The sequence below is a fragment of the Aquabacterium humicola genome, from assembly GCF_030167915.1.
Classification (GTDB): Bacteria; Pseudomonadota; Gammaproteobacteria; order Burkholderiales; family Burkholderiaceae_C; genus Pseudaquabacterium; species Pseudaquabacterium humicola.
The window spans coordinates 2,025,167-2,041,872 of sequence record NZ_JARGNB010000001.1 but is presented as its reverse complement, the minus strand read 5'-3'; the positions used below and the strand labels follow the sequence as shown (position 1 = coordinate 2,041,872).

At 73.5% G+C, this 16,706-nt stretch carries 16 protein-coding genes; 7 read left to right on the top strand and 9 right to left on the bottom strand.

Annotated features, from left to right (window positions below):
* Nucleotides 1–7: 7 nt before the first annotated feature.
* Together P1K89_RS09120 and P1K89_RS09115 are read right to left on the bottom strand one after the other, a co-directional pair.
* Nucleotides 8–979 carry an AEC family transporter gene (locus P1K89_RS09120; protein WP_284616055.1) on the bottom strand — a complete coding sequence of 324 codons (972 nt, stop codon included), beginning with the start codon at nucleotides 977–979 and terminating at the stop codon, nucleotides 8–10.
* A 17-nt stretch (nucleotides 980–996) separates the two neighbouring features.
* A complete protein-coding gene (locus P1K89_RS09115; RefSeq protein WP_284616054.1) occupies nucleotides 997–2,562 on the bottom strand; it encodes an alkaline phosphatase D family protein in 1,566 nt (521 codons plus the stop codon).
* 98 nt (nucleotides 2,563–2,660) lie between these two features.
* Between P1K89_RS09115 and P1K89_RS09110 the strand changes: the two genes are divergently transcribed.
* From P1K89_RS09110 to P1K89_RS09095, 4 genes are all read left to right on the top strand, one after another.
* A complete protein-coding gene (locus tag P1K89_RS09110; protein ID WP_284616053.1) occupies nucleotides 2,661–2,792 on the top strand; it encodes a hypothetical protein in 132 nt (43 codons plus the stop codon).
* A 179-nt stretch (nucleotides 2,793–2,971) separates the two neighbouring features.
* Nucleotides 2,972–5,056 (top strand): ATP-dependent helicase, encoded by a 2,085-nt coding sequence (locus P1K89_RS09105; RefSeq protein ID WP_284616052.1) that lies wholly within the window; start codon nucleotides 2,972–2,974, stop codon nucleotides 5,054–5,056.
* Nucleotides 5,053–5,718, top strand: a complete 666-nt coding sequence (locus P1K89_RS09100; protein WP_284616051.1) for a lysoplasmalogenase — start codon at nucleotides 5,053–5,055, stop codon at nucleotides 5,716–5,718. The genes P1K89_RS09105 and P1K89_RS09100 overlap by 4 nt, the downstream gene beginning before the upstream one ends.
* An 80-nt stretch (nucleotides 5,719–5,798) precedes the next feature.
* Complete coding sequence (locus tag P1K89_RS09095) at nucleotides 5,799–6,440, top strand: hypothetical protein (protein ID WP_284616050.1); 642 nt, start codon at nucleotides 5,799–5,801, stop codon at nucleotides 6,438–6,440.
* A 21-nt stretch (nucleotides 6,441–6,461) separates the two neighbouring features.
* Here P1K89_RS09095 and P1K89_RS09090 read toward each other — a convergent pair whose 3' ends face one another.
* The 4 genes from P1K89_RS09090 to P1K89_RS09075 form a co-directional block, all read right to left on the bottom strand.
* Nucleotides 6,462–7,304: a LytR/AlgR family response regulator transcription factor gene (locus tag P1K89_RS09090; RefSeq protein WP_284616049.1), complete on the bottom strand. Its 843-nt coding sequence runs from the start codon at nucleotides 7,302–7,304 to the stop codon at nucleotides 6,462–6,464.
* The gene (locus P1K89_RS09085; RefSeq protein ID WP_284616048.1) at nucleotides 7,301–7,750 is read right to left on the bottom strand and encodes a hypothetical protein; all 450 of its coding nucleotides are present in this window, start codon (nucleotides 7,748–7,750) and stop codon (nucleotides 7,301–7,303) included. The genes P1K89_RS09090 and P1K89_RS09085 overlap by 4 nt, the downstream gene beginning before the upstream one ends.
* Complete coding sequence (locus tag P1K89_RS09080; protein ID WP_284616047.1) at nucleotides 7,747–9,228, bottom strand: sensor histidine kinase; 1,482 nt, start codon at nucleotides 9,226–9,228, stop codon at nucleotides 7,747–7,749. The genes P1K89_RS09085 and P1K89_RS09080 overlap by 4 nt, the downstream gene beginning before the upstream one ends.
* A 119-nt stretch (nucleotides 9,229–9,347) precedes the next feature.
* Nucleotides 9,348–9,509 carry a hypothetical protein gene (locus P1K89_RS09075; protein WP_284616046.1) on the bottom strand — a complete coding sequence of 54 codons (162 nt, stop codon included), beginning with the start codon at nucleotides 9,507–9,509 and terminating at the stop codon, nucleotides 9,348–9,350.
* A 195-nt stretch (nucleotides 9,510–9,704) separates the two neighbouring features.
* Here P1K89_RS09075 and P1K89_RS09070 point away from each other — a divergent pair, with 195 nt between their 5' ends.
* The 3 genes from P1K89_RS09070 to P1K89_RS09060 are packed head-to-tail and all read left to right on the top strand — an operon-like array spanning nucleotide 9,705 to nucleotide 11,944.
* Nucleotides 9,705–10,316: an RNA polymerase sigma factor gene (locus tag P1K89_RS09070; protein WP_284616045.1), complete on the top strand. Its 612-nt coding sequence runs from the start codon at nucleotides 9,705–9,707 to the stop codon at nucleotides 10,314–10,316.
* Entirely contained in the window at nucleotides 10,313–10,822 is a 510-nt protein-coding gene (locus P1K89_RS09065; RefSeq protein WP_284616044.1) for a hypothetical protein, read from the top strand. The genes P1K89_RS09070 and P1K89_RS09065 overlap by 4 nt, the downstream gene beginning before the upstream one ends.
* A 27-nt stretch (nucleotides 10,823–10,849) precedes the next feature.
* Nucleotides 10,850–11,944, top strand: a complete 1,095-nt coding sequence (locus tag P1K89_RS09060) for a hypothetical protein (RefSeq protein WP_284616043.1) — start codon at nucleotides 10,850–10,852, stop codon at nucleotides 11,942–11,944.
* A gap of 5 nt (nucleotides 11,945–11,949) precedes the next feature.
* Here the strand turns inward: P1K89_RS09060 and P1K89_RS09055 are convergent, their stop codons facing one another.
* The 3 genes from P1K89_RS09055 to P1K89_RS09045 form a co-directional block, all read right to left on the bottom strand.
* On the bottom strand, nucleotides 11,950–12,123 hold the full coding sequence (locus tag P1K89_RS09055; protein WP_284616042.1) for a hypothetical protein: 174 nt from the start codon (nucleotides 12,121–12,123) through the stop codon (nucleotides 11,950–11,952).
* A gap of 86 nt (nucleotides 12,124–12,209) precedes the next feature.
* Nucleotides 12,210–13,181 carry a tripartite tricarboxylate transporter substrate binding protein gene (locus P1K89_RS09050; protein ID WP_284616041.1) on the bottom strand — a complete coding sequence of 324 codons (972 nt, stop codon included), beginning with the start codon at nucleotides 13,179–13,181 and terminating at the stop codon, nucleotides 12,210–12,212.
* Between the two features lie 143 nt (nucleotides 13,182–13,324).
* Nucleotides 13,325–16,666, bottom strand: coding sequence for an AAA family ATPase (locus tag P1K89_RS09045; protein WP_284616040.1), 3,342 nt, complete (start codon nucleotides 16,664–16,666; stop codon nucleotides 13,325–13,327).
* Nucleotides 16,667–16,706: the final 40 nt, after the last annotated feature.

Genomic DNA, 16,706 nt, shown 5'->3' with positions numbered 1-16,706 from the left:
GCCCCGATCAACGACCGACGAGCAGCCAGGCCAGCCCCGAGAAGCTGACGAAGGCCAGCGCGGTGGAGCTCATGATGATGCGCGCGATGCGGCCGTTGTCGGCGCCGTAGCGCTCGGCCAGCAGCGATACGTTGCTGGCGCTGGGCAGCGCGGCGGCCAGGGTCAGCACCAGCAGCTGGAAGCTCGACAGAGGGGCGCCGAGCTGGCGCGCGGCGCTGCCGGCGGCCAGCACCAGCAGCGGATGCACGAAGAGCTTGATCAGCGCCACCGGCAGGAAGCGCGCCACCGGCGTGCGGCTGTGGTCATGCTGCTCGGCGCGGTGCAGCACCGCGCCGATCGTGAACAGCGCGACCGGGCTCGCCGCGTCGGCCAGCATGCGCACGACGACGTCGACGGGGCCGCTCAGGCGGATGCTGAAGACCGAGAACAGCGCGCCGAGCGCGATCGACCACGGCAGCGGGTTCGACAGCGCGCCCTTCAAGGCCCGCGCCAGCGCGGCGCGCGCGTTGCGCGGCTCGCCGGCGTGCGTCGCACCGTGCGCCTGCGCGAGCGCGATGCACAGCGAACTGGTGACGAACAGGTCCGCCAGCACGGTGCAGATCACCGGGCCCGCCGCCGCATCGCCCAGCAGCGCCACCAGCAGCGGCACGCCCATGAAACCGGTGTTCGGGAATGCCGCGACCAACGCGCCGAAGGCCGCATCCTTCAGCCCGACCGGCTCGTGCCAGGTGACCGCGATCGTGAAGAACACGATCACCAGCGCACACGCGACATAGACGCCCAGGACGAAGGGGTTCAGCAGCTGCAGCACCGGCGTGTTCATGCCGAAGCGGAACAACATGCAGGGCAGCGCGAAATAGAGCACGAAGGCGTTGAGCCCCGGGATCGCCGACTCCGGCAGCACATGCCGGCGCGCGGCCAGGTAGCCGGCCAGCACCAGCGCGAAGAAGGGGATCGTGACCGCAAGGATGGCCTGCATGCCGCTCTTTTTGATGGTTATGCGCGCTGCGGACCGGGCCGACCGGCCTCGACCGCGAAGCGGGCCTGCACGCCGACCGGGCTGGCGGGATCGTCGGGCCGCTCGACCGCCATCAGCCGCGCGTCGAGCCGGCGCGCATCGAGCGTGAAATGAATGTAGCCGCGCTGGTCGGCGCGGCCGTGGTGCAGGTGCGGGTTCAGCGCCAGCACCGCATCGACCTGGCGCTGCTGCCAGCCGTGGCTGCTGATCGAGGTGCCGCAGAACTCGCTGGCGACCACCGGGGCGCGGGCATCGTCGAAGTCGGCCTTCAGGTCGGCGACGTAGTGCGCATGCACGTCGCCGCCGAGCACCACCGCGTTGGGCAGCCGGCGCGCGGCGATGCCCTCCAGCAGCCGCGTGCGCGCGGCGGCGTAGCCGTCCCAGCCGTCGTTCCAGTAGCGGCCGGGCGGCTGCGGTGTCTCGGCCGGCACGTCGCGCCACGGGCGGGTGCTGCAGCGGGCCATCAGCGTCGGCTGCGCGAGCAGGTTCCACGGCCGCTGCGCATCCCAGCCGTCGGCGAGCCAGCGCTCCTGTGCGAAGCCGAGCAGGCTGCGCTGCGGGTCGCGCAAGGCCGCGCAGGCCGCCGCGTCGACCGTCGCCGAACCGCCGCTGCGCCCCGCCGGCAGGCAGGCCTGCGGGTCGCGGTGCTGGCGGCCGTCGACCACCTGGAAACGCGCGAGGCGGCCCCAGTCCCAGCGGCCGTGCAGGCGCATCGCCGCGCCCTGCGGCCGCCAGGCCTTCGGCAGCGGCTGGTGTTCCCAGGCGGCCTGGTAGGCGGCGGCGCGCAGCTGCAGCAGCGCCTCGCCCTGCAGGCTGGAGCCGCGCTCGCCGGCGTAGTCGTTCTCGACCTCGTGGTCGTCGAAGCTCACCAGCCACGGGCAGGCGGCATGGGCGGCCTGCAGCGCGGGATCACGCTTGTACTGCGCGTAGCGCGCGCGGTAGTCGGCCAGCGTGCGCAGCACGCCGCCCTCGTGCGTGCGCAGCAGGCCGCCGTCATGCGGACGGATGGCCTGCCGCGGCGACGCGTATTCGTAGATGTAGTCGCCGAGGAACAGCACCAGCTCCGGCGGATCGGCCGCCAGGTGCCGCCATGCGGCGTAGTGGCCGTGGTCCCAGCGCTGGCAGCTGGCGATCGCGAAGCGCAGCGTCGCCGGCGCGTCCGGTGCCGGCGCGGTGCACGTCCGGCCGACCGCGCTGCGCTGGCCGAGCGCGGTGAAGCGGTAGAAGTAGTGCCGGCCTGGCGCCAGGCCGGCGGGCTCGGCATGCACGCTGTGCGCCCACTGGCCTTCAGCGGTCTCGCGGCCGCGCGCGGCGATGCGGGTGAAGGTCTCGTCGTCGGCGAGCTCCCAGTCGACGTCGACCTGCGCCGGCAGCGTATCGCCGGTGAGCCGCGTCCACAGCACCATCCGGTCCGGCAGCGGGCAACCGGAGGCGATGCCGAGCGCGAAGCGTGGCTCGTCGGCCGCGCGCGCATGGCGCACGAAGACCGGCGCGGCCGCCAGCGCGATCAGGCGCCGGCGGTCGATCGTGAAGGATGACCGCATGGGCGCAGTGTGCCTGCTTCAGCCGGCGGTCCTGGCCGCCGAAGAAGCCGGTACGCGCTGCGTTTTTGCGCGTGTCGTTTCAGCCAAAGGAGCCCGCCATGCAACGCATTGCCCAGCACCTCGAACCCGTCGATCCCGGCCTGTGGAAGAACGCGGGGGCGCTGAAGACCCGCCTGACCGCGGTGATCGTCGTGCTGGCCTGCATGGTCGGCGTGATCGCCGCGGCCTGAGCGCCCGGGCTCCGGGCTCAGGGCGCTGAAGGCGGCGGCCCGGGCCGAGGCGAAGGGCGCCGAAACGGCGTCTTTCGTGCAGTCGTCGCGGCGTGCGCGCGGCGGCGGGTGTCTATCATCGCTGGCTTCGCCTTCTGACGTTCGCCTCCTGACGGGGACGGATGCGCCCGCAGTCCCCGATGGCCGATGCCCCCGCCACGCTGAATCCCGCGCAGCTCGAAGCCGTGCACCACCTGGCCGGGCCCTGCCTGGTGCTGGCCGGTGCCGGCTCGGGCAAGACCCGCGTCATCACGCACAAGATCGCGCGCCTGCTGCAGGCCGGCCTCGCGCCCAAGCGCATCGCGGCGATCACCTTCACGAACAAGGCCTCGCAGGAGATGCGCGAGCGCGCCAAAGGCCTGGTCGGCCCGCGCGCGGCGAAGGACCTCGTCATCTCCACCTTCCACTCGCTGGGCGTGCGCATGCTGCGCGAGGACGGCGAGCGGCTCGGCCTCAAAGCCCAGTTCTCGATCCTCGACAGCGACGACGTGCTGGGCGTGCTGCGCGATGCCGGTGGCTGCAGCGACAACGCGCTGGCCAGGCGCTGGCAGTGGACCATCAGCCTGTGGAAGAACCAGGGGCTGGACAGCGATGCCGCGGCGCTGGCCGCGAAGGATGCCGACGAGCAGGTCGCCGCGCGGGTGATGAAGCTCTACGAGGAGCGCCTCGCGGCCTACCAGGCGGTCGACTTCGACGACCTGATCGGCCTGCCGCTGAAGTTGCTGCGCAAGGACGCCGAGGCGCGCGCGAAATGGCAGGACGCCTTCGGCCACGTGCTGGTCGACGAGTACCAGGACACCAACGCGGTGCAGTACGAGCTGCTGAAGGCGCTGGTCAGCCATGAGGACGAGCGCAAGCGCGGCCGCTTCACCGCGGTGGGCGACGACGACCAGAGCATCTACGGCTGGCGCGGCGCGACGATCGAGAACCTGAAGAAGCTGCCCACCGACTGGCCGGACCTGAAGGTCATCCCGCTGGAGCAGAACTACCGCTCGACCGGCAGCATCCTGCGCGCGGCGAACCACGTGATCGCCGGCAACCCGAAGCTGTTCCCGAAGAAGCTGTGGAGCGAGTTCGGCGACGGCGAGCCGGTGCGGCTGGTGGCCTGCGACGGCGAGGAGCACGAGGCGGAGCGCGCGGTGGCGTTCATTCAATCGATTCGCGCGAACGGGGTAGCCGTCGCTGACGCTCGGGGGGGCAGCGCGGCGGTCGTCAAGTGGAGCGACTTCGCGATCCTCTACCGCGCCAACCACCAGGCCCGCATCTTCGAGCAGAAGCTGCGTGCCGCGCAGATACCGTACAAGGTGAGCGGCGGTCAGAGCTTCTTCGACCGCGCCGAGATCAAGGACCTGTGCGCCTGGCTGCGCCTGCTGGTCAACCAGGACGACGATCCCGCCTTCCTGCGCGCGGTGACGACGCCGAAGCGCGGCATCGGCCACACCACGCTGGGCAAGCTCGGCGAGTTCTCCGGCAAGTGGAAGGTCAGCCTGTTCGAGGCGCTCTTCGCCGAGAGCCTGCCGGGCATGCTGGGCGCGAAGGCCGTCGGCTCGCTGCACGAGTTCGGCCGCTACATCAACGAGCTCGAGCACAAGGCGCGCCACACCTCGGGCAGCGAGGACGCCAAGGCGCTGCTGCTGGAATGGCTGCAGGACATCGGCTACGAGCAGCACCTGTACGACGGCGAGGACAGCGAGAAGCTCGCGGCGTCGCGCTGGTCGAACGTGATGGACTTCGTCGACTGGATCGCGCGGCGCTGCGGCGGCGAGATCACGCAGGATGGCGGTGCTACCTTGGAAAGTGAGCGTCAGACGGTGCTGCAGGTGGCGCAGACGATCAGCGTGATCATCAGCCTGGCAGAGCGCGGCGACGAGCAGGAGGTGGTCACCTTGTCGACGCTGCATGCGTCCAAGGGCCTGGAGTGGCCGCATGTGGTGCTGGCCGGCGTCAACGAGGGCCTGCTGCCGTTCAAGAGCGACGCCGAGGACATGACCCCCGAGCGGCTGGAAGAGGAGCGCCGGCTGATGTACGTCGGCATCACGCGCGCGCGCACCACGCTGGCGGTGTCGACCTTGAAGCGGCGCAAGAAGGGCCGCGACACGGTGGCCGGCATCCCGAGCCGCTTCATCGCCGAGATGAAGCTCGACGAGGCGCCGAACAAGGAAGACCCGCGCGAGCGGCTGAAGCGGCTGCGCGCGGAACTGGCGGCGAAGGTGGCTGCCTCGTGAACGCCGTGATCTTCCCGCTCTTCGTGCTCAGTGCCGCGCTGGCGACGCTGGCCGCGCCGTGGGCGCTGGCGCTGCCGTGGCTGGCCTGGGTGTTCAAGCCGCTGGCGACGATCCTGGTCATCGTTCATGCGGCGCAGCGCGGCGAGGCGGGCAGCCTGGAGCGGCGCGCGCTGGTGGCCGGCCTCGTGTTCTCGCTGGTCGGCGATGTCGCGCTGCTGTGGCCGCAGCAGGGCTTCGTGCCGGGACTGGTCGCCTTCCTGATCGCGCACCTGGCCTACCTCGTCGCGCTCACGCGGCGGGTGCCGCTGGCCGGCTGGTGGCCGGCCTTCGCCGGCTACGCGGTGGTGGCCGGCGGCATCCTCGCGCTGCTGTGGCCGGGCGTGCCGGCCGCGCTGCGTGTACCGGTCGGCGTCTATGTCGTGTGCCTGGCGTCGATGGCGGCGCAGGTGGCGGTGGTCTGGTGGCGGCACCGCGGCACGGCGTTTGCCCATCGCGCCGGCTGGGCGGCAGTCGGCGGCGCACTGTTCGTGTTTTCCGACGCGATGATCGCCGTCGACCGCTTTGCCCAGCCCTTGCCGGCGGCGAGCCTGTTCATCCTGCCGGCGTACTGGGTGGCGCAATGGCTGATCGCCGGCTGGCTCGCGCCCCGACACACGCCGTAACCCGGGGTAGGAGAAAGCCCACAAGCGCGCGCGCCCAGAACCTATCCCTGGCGCACCCGGCGCCCATCACAGTGCCGGGCATGGAACACACACCTCACCCCCTCGACCTCGAACTGCCCGGCGCCAAGGCGTCGCCCACGCTGCAACCGGCTCCGGTCACGCCGATCGGCGAGATGCGCACCCCGACCTGGAATCCGGTCGGGGGTCCGGGCAAGCGCTCGTACGCGCCGCTGGCCGGCGTTGCGGCGCTGGTGCTCGGCGTCGCCGCCGCGGTCGGCCTGTACGTCCGCCACGAAGCGCCGCCGAAGACCGACGTCGCGATGGCGCCGCAGGCCGGCGAACCGGTGACGCTGCCGCTGCCGGCGCAGAACCCGACGCCGCCGGTCACCGACCTGCCGGCCGTACCGCCCGCACCGGCCGCCGCCGATGCGAAGCCCGCCGAGACCGCGGCGGCCGAACGCAGCGCCGCTGCCGCCGCCAAGCGCGACGTGGCGCCGAATCCGACGACGCGCGCGCCGACGCGCGCCGAACGCAGCTCGAACGCGACGGCACCGGCCGCCGGCTCGACGAAGATTGCCGAAGCGGCGCTGAAGCCGCAGCCGGTCGAACCGTCGATCACGCCGGCACCGATGCCGGCCCCGGCCCCGGCACCGTCGGCCGAACCGCCGGCCCCGGCCAGCCCCAGCACGCCGAGCACGCCGAGCACGCCGCCCAGCGAATGACGCCGCGCCGGCCGGCCGCCGCTACATGCCCTTGAACAGGTGCGTGTAGCTGCGGCTGACCTCCAGCTTCTCCGGGTGGCCCTTGATGGCCACGATCTGGCGGCCGCGGAAGTCGCGGCTGATGCCGGCGATGCACTTGACGTTGACGAGCGTCGAGCGGTGGATCTGCCAGAACAGCTGCGGGTCGAGTTCGTCGACCAGCTCCTTGATCGGCTTGCGGATCAGCGCCTCGATGCTCGGCGTCTGCACGCGCGTGTACTTCTCGTCGCTGATGAAGAACAGCACGTCGGCCACCGGGATCATCTGGATCGACTGGCCGACGGTGGCCTGGATCCATTCCAGGTACCGCGGTGCGCCGGAGGGGTTCAGCTGCGCCGCCAGCTTGTGCAGCAGCTGCTGCACCGGCGGCGCGCCCTCGGCTTCGGGCGTGCCGCGGCGTGCCAGCCGCGCCTTGATGCGTGAGACGGTCAGCTGCAGCCGGTCGCGTTCGGCCGGCTTGAGCACGTAGTCGCACACGCCCTGCTCGAAGGCCTCGACCGCATACTGGTCGTAGGCGGTGATGAAGACCACCTCGGGCAGCGATTCGTCATCGGCGATGTCCATCTGCGCGATCTGGCGCGCGGCATCGACGCCGGTGAGCCCGGGCATGCGGATGTCGAGGAAGACGAGCTCGGGCCGGTGCTGCTCGACCAGTTCCACCGCCTCGAGCCCGTTCTTCGCTTCGCCGACGATCTGCAGCTCCGGCCAGACCTCGGCGAGGCGGGCGCGCAGCTGTTCGCGCATCAGGCGTTCGTCGTCGGCGATGACGGCGCGCACGGCCGCCGTGCCGCCGGCCTCGGCGGAGGGGGAAGCTTCGGTGTTCATCGGGCGATCGTAGCGGAGGGCCGCGATCGCGCCGCCTTCTTCAGCATCCACACGAACATCAGCGCCAGCAGCAGCACCGGCGACGCGATGCACAGCAGCACCGCGGCCACCACCAGCATCGGCAGCCCGAGCCCCAGCATCAGCGCGAAGGCGACCACCGCCAGCACGAACAGCACCAGCATCGGCAGCAGCAGCGCCAGCGCCAGCCCGACTGCCAGCAGCACGAGCACCGCCATCAGCTTCTCGCCGCCGGACAGCGTGCCGAGCCGCAGCCCGTCGAAGATCTCCTCGCCGTCGACGATCAGCCGCAGCGGCGTATCGCCGACCGCTTCCAGGCCGCGGTCGAGCCCGATGTACAGCGCCACCGCGGACAGCAGCAGCAGGATCAGCAGAACCGGGAACAGGCTGCGGCCCGAGGTTCTGCCAACCCGGTAGACGGTGATCATGCGTGGGCTCCTTCGATCGGGCGGTAGGGCACGGTGATCGTCGCCCGCGTGCCGCCGCCCTCGTTCTCGGCGATCGTCAGGCCGGCCTTGGGGCCGTACAGCAGCTGCAGGCGCTCGCGGATGTTGGCCAGGCCGACGCCGGTGCCGGCGGTGGCCGCGCGGCCGAAGCCGAGCCCGGTGTCGGACACGGTGACCGCCAGCTTGCCGTGCACGATCTCGGCCTTCAGCGTCAGCTTGCCGCCCTCGGGCTTGGGCTCCAGCCCGTGCTTGATCGCGTTCTCGACCAGCGTCTGCACCATCATCGGCGGGAACTCGGCCGACACCAGGCCCTCGGGCACGTCGATGTGGGTCTCCAGGCGCTCTTCCATGCGCACCTTCAGGATCTCGAGGTAGGGCCGGATCACCGCCAGCTCGCGCCCGAGGTCGCGCACGCCACCGTCGGCCGTCTCGCGCATCGTCGGCATGCTGGCGCGCAGCAGCGCGATCAGGTTCTTCTGCATCTGGCTGGCGCGCTTGGGGTCGACCTCGATCAGGTGGTCGATCGAGGCCAGCGTGTTGAACAGGAAGTGCGGCTCGACCTGCGCTTGCATCGCGGCCATGCGGGCCTCGACGACCTGGCGCTTCAGAGCCTCGGCCTCGGCGGTTTCGACGGCCTGGGCGGCCTGCGCCTCGGCCTGGATCTGGCGCTTGTAGGTGATCTTGATGATCGCCGAGGCCAGGATCCACAGCAGCGCGAGGTTGGGCAGGAACTCGCCGTACTCGATGATGCGCACGCGCTCGTGCGGCTCGACGACGACGCGGGTGTGCTGGCCGTTGCGCTCGGCTTCGGCCTCGATCTCGGCGCGCGCTTCCTCGGCGGCGTCGCGAGCGGCATCGGCGGCCTCGCGGGCGGCGTCGCGCGCTTCGCGACGCGCCTGCTCGATCGATTCGCGGATCGCGCGGCGGGCTTCCTTCACCGCCTCTTTCACCGCGTCGCTCTGGCTGCCGGCGGGCAGCGTGATCTCGACCGGTTCGGTCTTCGCGGCGGCTTCCTCGGCCGCATGGGCCGCGGAGGCCGCCTGGGCGGCGGAGGCGGCAGCGGCCGACGCGGCGGCTTCAGCCGCCTTGCGCCGCGGCGTGATGCGCACGCCGCGTTCGTCGATCGAGATGTCGACCGCGCGGGAATCGCCGTCGCCCTTCTCGATCTTGACGATCGGCTCGCGGCCTTCGCGCGGCGCCGGGGCCTTCGGCGCGGTCGGCACCGGCGGCGGCGGCACGCGCACCACGCGCGGCGTCGACACCGTCTCGGTGTACTTCCAGCGGAACGGCGGCAGCTCCTTCAGGATCGCCGTCGTCACCAGCAGGAGGATCGACAGCACCGCGAAGCGCCGCCACGAGATGCCGACCAGCCAGTTGGCATAGCGGTGGAAGGCCCGCACGGTCGTGGCGGCGAAGACCTGCCAGCGGTCGGTCCAGTCGGGCTTGGAGGGGGGCGTCATGGAGTCGGTCGGCAGTACGGCATCTCGATGGAGCCGCACTGTACGCATGCGCCCCGGCCCCCCGCACCGGGCATGTGACGCGCTGCCGGGCCGGACCGACAGGCTGCATCGCGGCCCGATCAGCCGGCGAGGCTGACGCCGAGCCAGCCGCCCGCCAGCATCGCCAGCGCCAGCAGCGCGACCAGCGCCGCGGTGACGGCCGCCGGCAGCGCGTGGGGCGCGGACGGGTCCGGCGCCGCGGGGGCGTCGGGCGGCAGGTCGTCGAACGGCGTGGTGATCATGGAATCCTCCGGGGTCTTCATCGCGGTGGCCCGGCGCCGTGCATGCGGCGCCGATCGTGGTTCGACGGTTGTAGGCCGGCGGGCGTTACCGTGCCGTTAAGCGCTCGGCCGGGGCCGTCCGGTGCACGATCGCGCGCGGGTCGCGGGAACTTTTCGACGTCCTCGCGCCAATAGGCTTCACAACCCTGCATGCCGATGACGCCTTTCGTGCCCTGGACCCCCCCGCCCGCGACCGCGACCGGCACCGCCGCCTGGCTGCGTGCGCTGGCCCAGGGCGAGCGCCACGCGCTCGACGCGCTGTACCGGCAGGAGGCACCGGCGGTCTACCGCTACGTGCTGGCGCTGGCCGGCGATGCCGCGGCGGCGGCCGACGCGACGCAGGACGCCTTCGTCGCGCTGGCCGAACGCCCGGGCGGTTTCGACGCCGGCCTCGGCTCGCTGGGCGCCTACCTCGCGGGCATCGCCCGCCATGCGCTGCTGGCGCAGTGGCGGCGCCGCGGGCGCGAGGCGCCATGGAACGAGGGGGATGACGAGGCCGACGACCCGCGCGATGCCGACGCCGACGCCGCCAGCTGCCCCGAACGCCGACTCGTGCAGCAGCAGACGCTGCAGCAGGTCTGGGCCGCGCTGCGTGCGCTGCCCTGGCCGCAGCGCGAGGCGGTGGTGCTGGTCGACCTGCAGGGCCGGGCGTATGCCGAGGCCGCGCGCATCGCCGGCTGCGAGCTGAACACCTTGCGCACGCGCGTGCTGCGCGGGCGCCACCGGTTGGCCGACCTGCTCGGCGCCGGCACGGGAGAGACGTCATGACATCCTCGGACCGCATCGAACCCGCGGTGCCGCTGCAGCGCCTGCTCGACGGCCTCGGCGACGACCTGGCGCGCATCGCGCCGCCGCCGCTGTCGCCGCGGGTCGCGAAGGCCTTCCGGCGCGTGCACAAGCCGGCCTGGCACCGGGTGGCCTGGGGCTTCTCGGGTGCGGTGCTGTGCGGGCTGGCGCTGATCGGCTCGCTGGTGCTGGTGCTGCAGGACGACGGCGTGGCGCGCGGCGACCGGCCGGGCCTGCCGCTGGACCAGGCCAGCGTGCCCGAGCCGGCCGACAGCGGCTTCGTGCGCGTGGCCAGCGCCGAGCGCTGGCAGCACCTGATGCACGGCGATGCCGCGGCCGCCGCGTGGGTGGTGCCGTCGGAGCTGCCGCGCGAACGCCTGGCCGCGCTGGGCCTGCCCTTCGACCCCTCGCGCGCCGGCGAATCGGTGCGCGCCGAACTGCTGCTGCATCCGTCGGGCGAACTGCTCGCGGTGCGTGTCCTTCACTGATCGGAGATCCTTGCGATGAACCCGTCGATGACCCCTTTCAAGGCCCTGACGGCCCTGGCGGCCGCCGTCGCCTGCGTGCTCGCACCGCTGTCGGCCGCCGCGTTCGAGACCGAGCCCGGCCGGCTCGTTGCCGACGCCCTGCGCATCGCGCAGGCCGAGCTCGGCGATGCGCAGGCCTTCGTCGCCGCCGAGCTCGAGGCGGAGCGCCCGGTGAAGGGCGCGCCCTACTGCGCCGACGCGGTGCACGAGACCGTGCAGCTGCTGCCCGACGCCAGCGGCGCGATCACCAACCGCATCGTGCGCCGGCAGCAGACCCGCTTGTGCCGCGACGGCGAGGGCCGCACGCGGCAGGAGGTCGACCACCACGGCCAGCGCCGCATCTACCTGCGCGACCCGGTGGCGCGCGAAAGCTGGGTGCTCGATCCGCAACGCAAGACCGCGCGCCGCATCGGCCGCGGCGCATCGCCGGGGCACGAGGGCGCGGCGCTGGTCGACCATTCGGCCTGGCAGGAATTCAACGAGCGCATGCGCGAGTGGGCCAAGGGCGTGGCCGAGCGTTCGCGCGCCGCCGCCGGCCGCGGCGAGATGCATCCGACCCCGCCGGTGCCCCCCGCGCCTCCGACCCCGCCGGGCGCGTCGGCCGCACCGATGCCGATGGCCGTCGCGACGCCGGTGGTCATCGCGCCCGGCGACGGCGTGCAGGTGCGCGTGCTGCGCGCCGGCGATGCGCCGGGCCTGCCCGAGCCGCCGCTGCCGATGGCCTGGCGCGCCTCGTGGCTGGCACCGCGCGGACCGGCGGCGGTCACCGCGCTCGGCAGCAAGGACATCGACGGGCTGCGTGCCGGCGGCGAGCGCAGCACGTGGACCATCGAAGCCGGCAAGCTCGGCAACGAGAAGCCGATCGTCATCTCGCGCGAGGTCTGGCGTTCACCGGACCTGCTGCTGACCTTGTCGGCCACCGACTTCGATCCGCGCAGCGGCGAGACGCGCTACCGCCTGAACAACCTCAAGCGCGGCGAACCGGACGCGTCGCTGATGCAGGTGCCGGCCGACTACACCCGGCGCGGCAACAGCGCACCGCCGGCGCCCCCGGGCGCCTCCGCACCGCGCGGCCGCGGCTGAGGGGCTCAGCCGATCGCCAGCTGCAGCGCCGCGCCGAGCAGCGCGACCGCCAGGCCCGCAGCGGCGATCAGCCGCAGCGCGGCCATCATCACGCGGTCCTCGTGTTGCAGGGCGGTCAGCGGCTCGTCGTCCGCACGGGGGGGCCGCGCCCACAGCGCGGCGTCGAAAGGCTTGTCCATGCCGCAGTTCTAGGCGGCGGGGCGTTACGCGGGCGTTATCGCCCATTCGACGCGCCGGCGCGCCGGCGACCGGCGCGAGGCGACCGTCAGGACTGGATCTTCAGCAGGTGGATCACCACCCGAGCGCTCATCTGTTCATCGTCGACGAAGCGGCGCAGCGGCGCGCCGTACAGCGGGGCGGCGCGCCAGTTGTGGCGATCGAGCTGGGCCTTCCAGTCGTTCGATCCGGCCATCTGCTGCAGCAGGGTGGTCCACGACGCGATCGCCGTCGGATTCAGCCCCGGGGGCGCGAACAGCCCGCGCCAGTTGCCGAGCTCGGTGTTGATGCCCTGCTCGCGCAGCGAGGGCACGCCGAACAGCCCGCGCGGCGCCGACACCGCCAGCGCGCGCAGCGAGCCGTCGGCGAGGCCGTCCTTCAGTTCGCTGTAGCCGGCGATGCCGGCACTGAGCGCGCCCTTCTTCAGCGCGGCGGCGAAGTCGGTGCCGGCGCTGGACGCGACGTACTTCAGCGCGGTGAGGTCGGCGCCGACCGCGCGGCCGACCATGCCCATCAGCATGTGGTCGACACCGCCCGCGCTGCCACCACCGAAGCTCAAGGACTGCGGCCGCTGGCGCATCGCCTCGGCGAGGGCCTTGCCGTTGGCGATCGGCGATTCGCGCGGCACCGCGATCACCAGGTAGTCGGTCGTCAGCTTGGCCACCGGCTGCACCTGCGCCAGATCGACCGCCGGCCGGTGCAGGGCGATCGCGCCGCACATCACGAGGCCGCCGACCATCAGCGCGTCGGGATCGCCGGCGTACTGCTCGACGAAGTGCGCGAGGCCCGGCACGCCGCCCTTGCCGGGCTTGTGCTCGATGTCGATGCGCTCGACCAGCTTCGTCGCCTGCAAGGTCGCGGCGACGGCCTTCGCAGTCTGGTCCCAGCCGCCGCCGGGGTTGGCCGGCACCAGCAGCTTCAGCCGTGCCCGCGGTGTCGCGGGCTGTGCGCGCAGCGGCGGCGCCGCAGCGAGCGCGGCGACCGCCAGACCCCCTTGCAACCACTGGCGACGATCGATCATCGAAGGCTCCTGCTGCGCGTGAACGATGCGTGCAGGCTAGGCAGCGGCGCTGTCAATCGGCTGTCAGGCCGGGCAGTACAAGCCCTCGGTGCAGCGGCGCGCGCGTGATCTGCGGCACGCGCGGCACGTGCGGCCGCAGGATTTCAGGCGGCCGCGCGGCTGCGTGACGGCTGGCGCAGCCGCGCCAGCGCGTCGTGCATCGGATGCCTGTACAGGAAGCTGTCGCGCAGCGGCTCGGGCACGTGGTGGGCGGCGGTGTGGCCGATCCACGCGCTCGCTTCGTCGGCGAGCGCGGCGGCAAAAGCGAGGTCGCCGCGGGCGCGTGCCGCCAGGGCCGGGCCGAGCCAGCGTTCGGCGCGGTAGAGCTGGTTCGGTTCGAGCCCGGGATGGGCCTGCATCAGCGCCTGCGCCGAGCGGGTGGCCGACTGCACCGCGCCGGCCAGCGCGGCGGGCAGCGGCGCATCGCCGGACCCCAGCGCCGCGGCACGCAGCCAGGCGGCGAGCGCGACCCCGCGCAGCCCGAGGGCACGCGCTTCGGTGGCGATGGCCGCCAGCGCGCGCGCTGCGTCGCCCGGTTCGCCGAGCGCCGCGTGGTCGATCGCGATCGTCAGCCGCTGCTCGGGCCAGCCGGTGGTCGGTGCCGCGGCCAGCGCCTGCTCGAGGTCGGGCCGTGGGTCCTGCGCCAGCGCGCGCTTCAGGCGCGCGCGCAGCCAGGCGTGGCGGGCGCGCAGGCGCGGCGGATCGTCGTCGTCGAGCGCCGCGGCCTGCAGCGCCTGCTGGGCGCGGGCGGCCTGCGCGAGGTCGAGCCAGATCTGCGCGCGGTGCATCTGCACCACCGGCAGCCAGCCCGAGCGCGCGCGCAGCAGCTGGGCTTCGGCCTCGTCGCAATGCGCCAGCGCGTCGCGGTAGTGGCCGAGCGCCCTTGCGGCTTGTGCCTGGAGAGCGGCGACGAAGCCGGCACTCGCGCCCTGCAGGCCGGCGCCATCGATCAGCTGCCGCGCCTGCGCCAGTTGTTCCAGCGCGCCACCGACGTCCCCGGCGTTCAGCCGGCTGACGGCCAGGTTCGCCCGCGCGGTGGCCTCGAAGCTGCGGTCGCCGAGCGCCAGCGTCGCGCGGATCACGCGCTGGTGGTGCGGTGCGGCGTCGAGCGGCCGGCCCAGGTTGTCGAGCACCGCGGCGAGGTTGCCGTGGAACTCGGCCGCCGCGTCGCTGCGCTGGTTGGCCTCGACCCAGGGCTCGGCCGCGCGCAGCTGCGGCAGGGCGTCGCCGAAGCGGCCGGCCATCGCCAGCGCGGTGCCCAGGCGCTGGCGGATCGAGGCCTGCAGCGCGGGCTCGGCAAGCCCTTCGGCCAGCGCGAGCGCACGCTGGCCGTCTTCGATCGCGCCGGCGTTGTCGCCCAGGTTGCCGCGGTACCAGGCGCGCTGGCCGAGCGCATCAGCCCGCTGCGCCGGCGTGCGCGCGAGGCGGTCGAGCCGGTCCAGCAGCGGCAGGCCGCCGGCATCGCGCAGCGTATTCATGTGCGCCTCGAGCGCCTGCGTGATGAGCGTGAACGCGGCGTCCGGCTGCGCATGCGTTTCGGCGATGTCGGCCGCGCGCAGCAGGAAGCCGACGCGCTCGGGCTCGCGCAAGGCGGCATGCGCGCGCTCCGCGGCCGCGGCCAGCGCCGGCAGCGCGTGCTGCGGCTCGCCGGCGTCCTGCCAGTGCGCGGCGATGCGCGCGGGCTCGCCGCCGTGCGCCTGCAGCCACAACGCGACGCTGCGATGCACGTGCTGCGCCAGCACCTGCGGCAGGCCGGCGAGCACGCCGTCGTGCATCAGGTCGTGGGTGAAGCTGCAGCCGCGCAGCACCTGACGGGCTTCGAGCTCGGCCCAGGCCTCGGCCAGCTGCAGCGCATCGCGGCCGAGCACGGCCTCGGCCAGCGGCACGCAGAAGTCGATGCCGGCGATCGCCGCGCAGCGCGCGAGCTGCAGCGCCGGCGCCGACAGCGCGGCCAGCGAGGCATCGATCAGCTGGCCGACGCTGCGCGGGCTGGGCAGCGTGCCGGCCTGCAGCGCGCGGCCGTCGCTCCACGCCAGCTTCAATGTCTCGAGCGCGAACAGCGGGTTGCCGCCGCTGCGCGCACGCAGCACGGGCGCGAGGGTCGCCGCGTCGGCCAGCGGCAGCGCCAGCGATTCGACCAGCGCCACGAGCGCGCCGTCGTCGAGCGGCTGCAGCGCCAGGCGTTCGAGTGGCGCCGCGGCCGACAGCGCATCGATCAGCCGCTGCGGCGCGGAGTCCGGCGCCGGCGGCCGCAGCGACAGCAGCCAGGCACCACCGCCGGCGAGCAGCTCCGGCAGCAGCTGCAGCGAGGCCTCGTCGGCGAAATGCAGGTCGTCGAGCATCACGCCGGCGAACACGCTGCGCGACGCGCCGAGCACGGCCTGCAGCGCGGCAACGAACTGGTCGGGACGTGGCGCGCACGAGGGACCGGCGGCCCGCTCGGGCAGCAGCGGCGACAGGTGCGCGGGCTGTGCCGCGGCATCGAGCAGCGCGGGCTGCGCTGCTTGCAGCGCGCGCAGCAGGCGCGCCAGCGTGGCATAGGGCACCAGGGCGTCGCCCGGTCGGGCGGCGACGCACAGCAGGGCCTCGTTGCATTCGCCGAGGGCCTGCAGCAGCCGCGACTTGCCGAGCCCGGCCTCGCCGAGCAGCAGCAGCCGGCCTTGGCGCTGCAGCACCGACTGCAGCTGCGCGAGCTCGGCATCGCGGCCGATCAGCTGCGGCGGCTTCAGCAGCGCGGCCGGCAGCGGCCGGTGCGGCTCGGCGAGGCCGGCGGCCATCGGCGCGGCGGCCTCGATGGTCGCCAGCAGCGCCAGCGTCTCCGGCGACGGCCGCGTGCCGAGCTCGTGCTTCAGCAGCTGTTCGCAGCGGTCGAAGGCGCTCAGCGCGGCGGCGCGGTCGCCGGCCAGGTAGTGCAGGCGCACGAGGCCGCGGTGGGCGTCTTCGCGCAGCGGGTCGAGCGCCACCAGCGCCTCGGCCAGCGGCAGCGCGGCGGCGGGCGCGCCGTCCTGTTCGTGCGCGGCGATGCGCTCGAGCAGGCGCTGGCGCTCGGCTTCGCGGCGGCGCTGGCGTTCGGCCTGCAGCCAGTCGGCGAGCGCGCCGTCGGCATCGACCGCCAGCGTGCCGAGCAGCGTCGGCGCGTCCTGCAGGTCATGGGTGACGCCGGGGCCCAGCGCCAGCACGCGGCTGCCGTCCACCGCCTCGGTTCCCAGTGCCTGGCGCAGCCGGAACAGGCGCTGGCGCAGCGCGTTGCGTGCGGCATCGCTGCTGCTGGCCGGCCACAGCAGGCCGGTGAGGCGCTCGCGCGGCGTCGGCCCTTCGACCGCGAGCCAGGCGAACAGCAGTGCATCCACCGCCGCCAGCGGCTGCGGCGCGGCGGCGCCGAGCCGCGCCTGCGGCGCAGCGGCGAGCGACAGCATCAAGGAGGGCGGGGGGCGGACGTCGGGCATGGTGGCCGGCGAACCTTAGCGCCCCCCTGAGCGCCGTGCG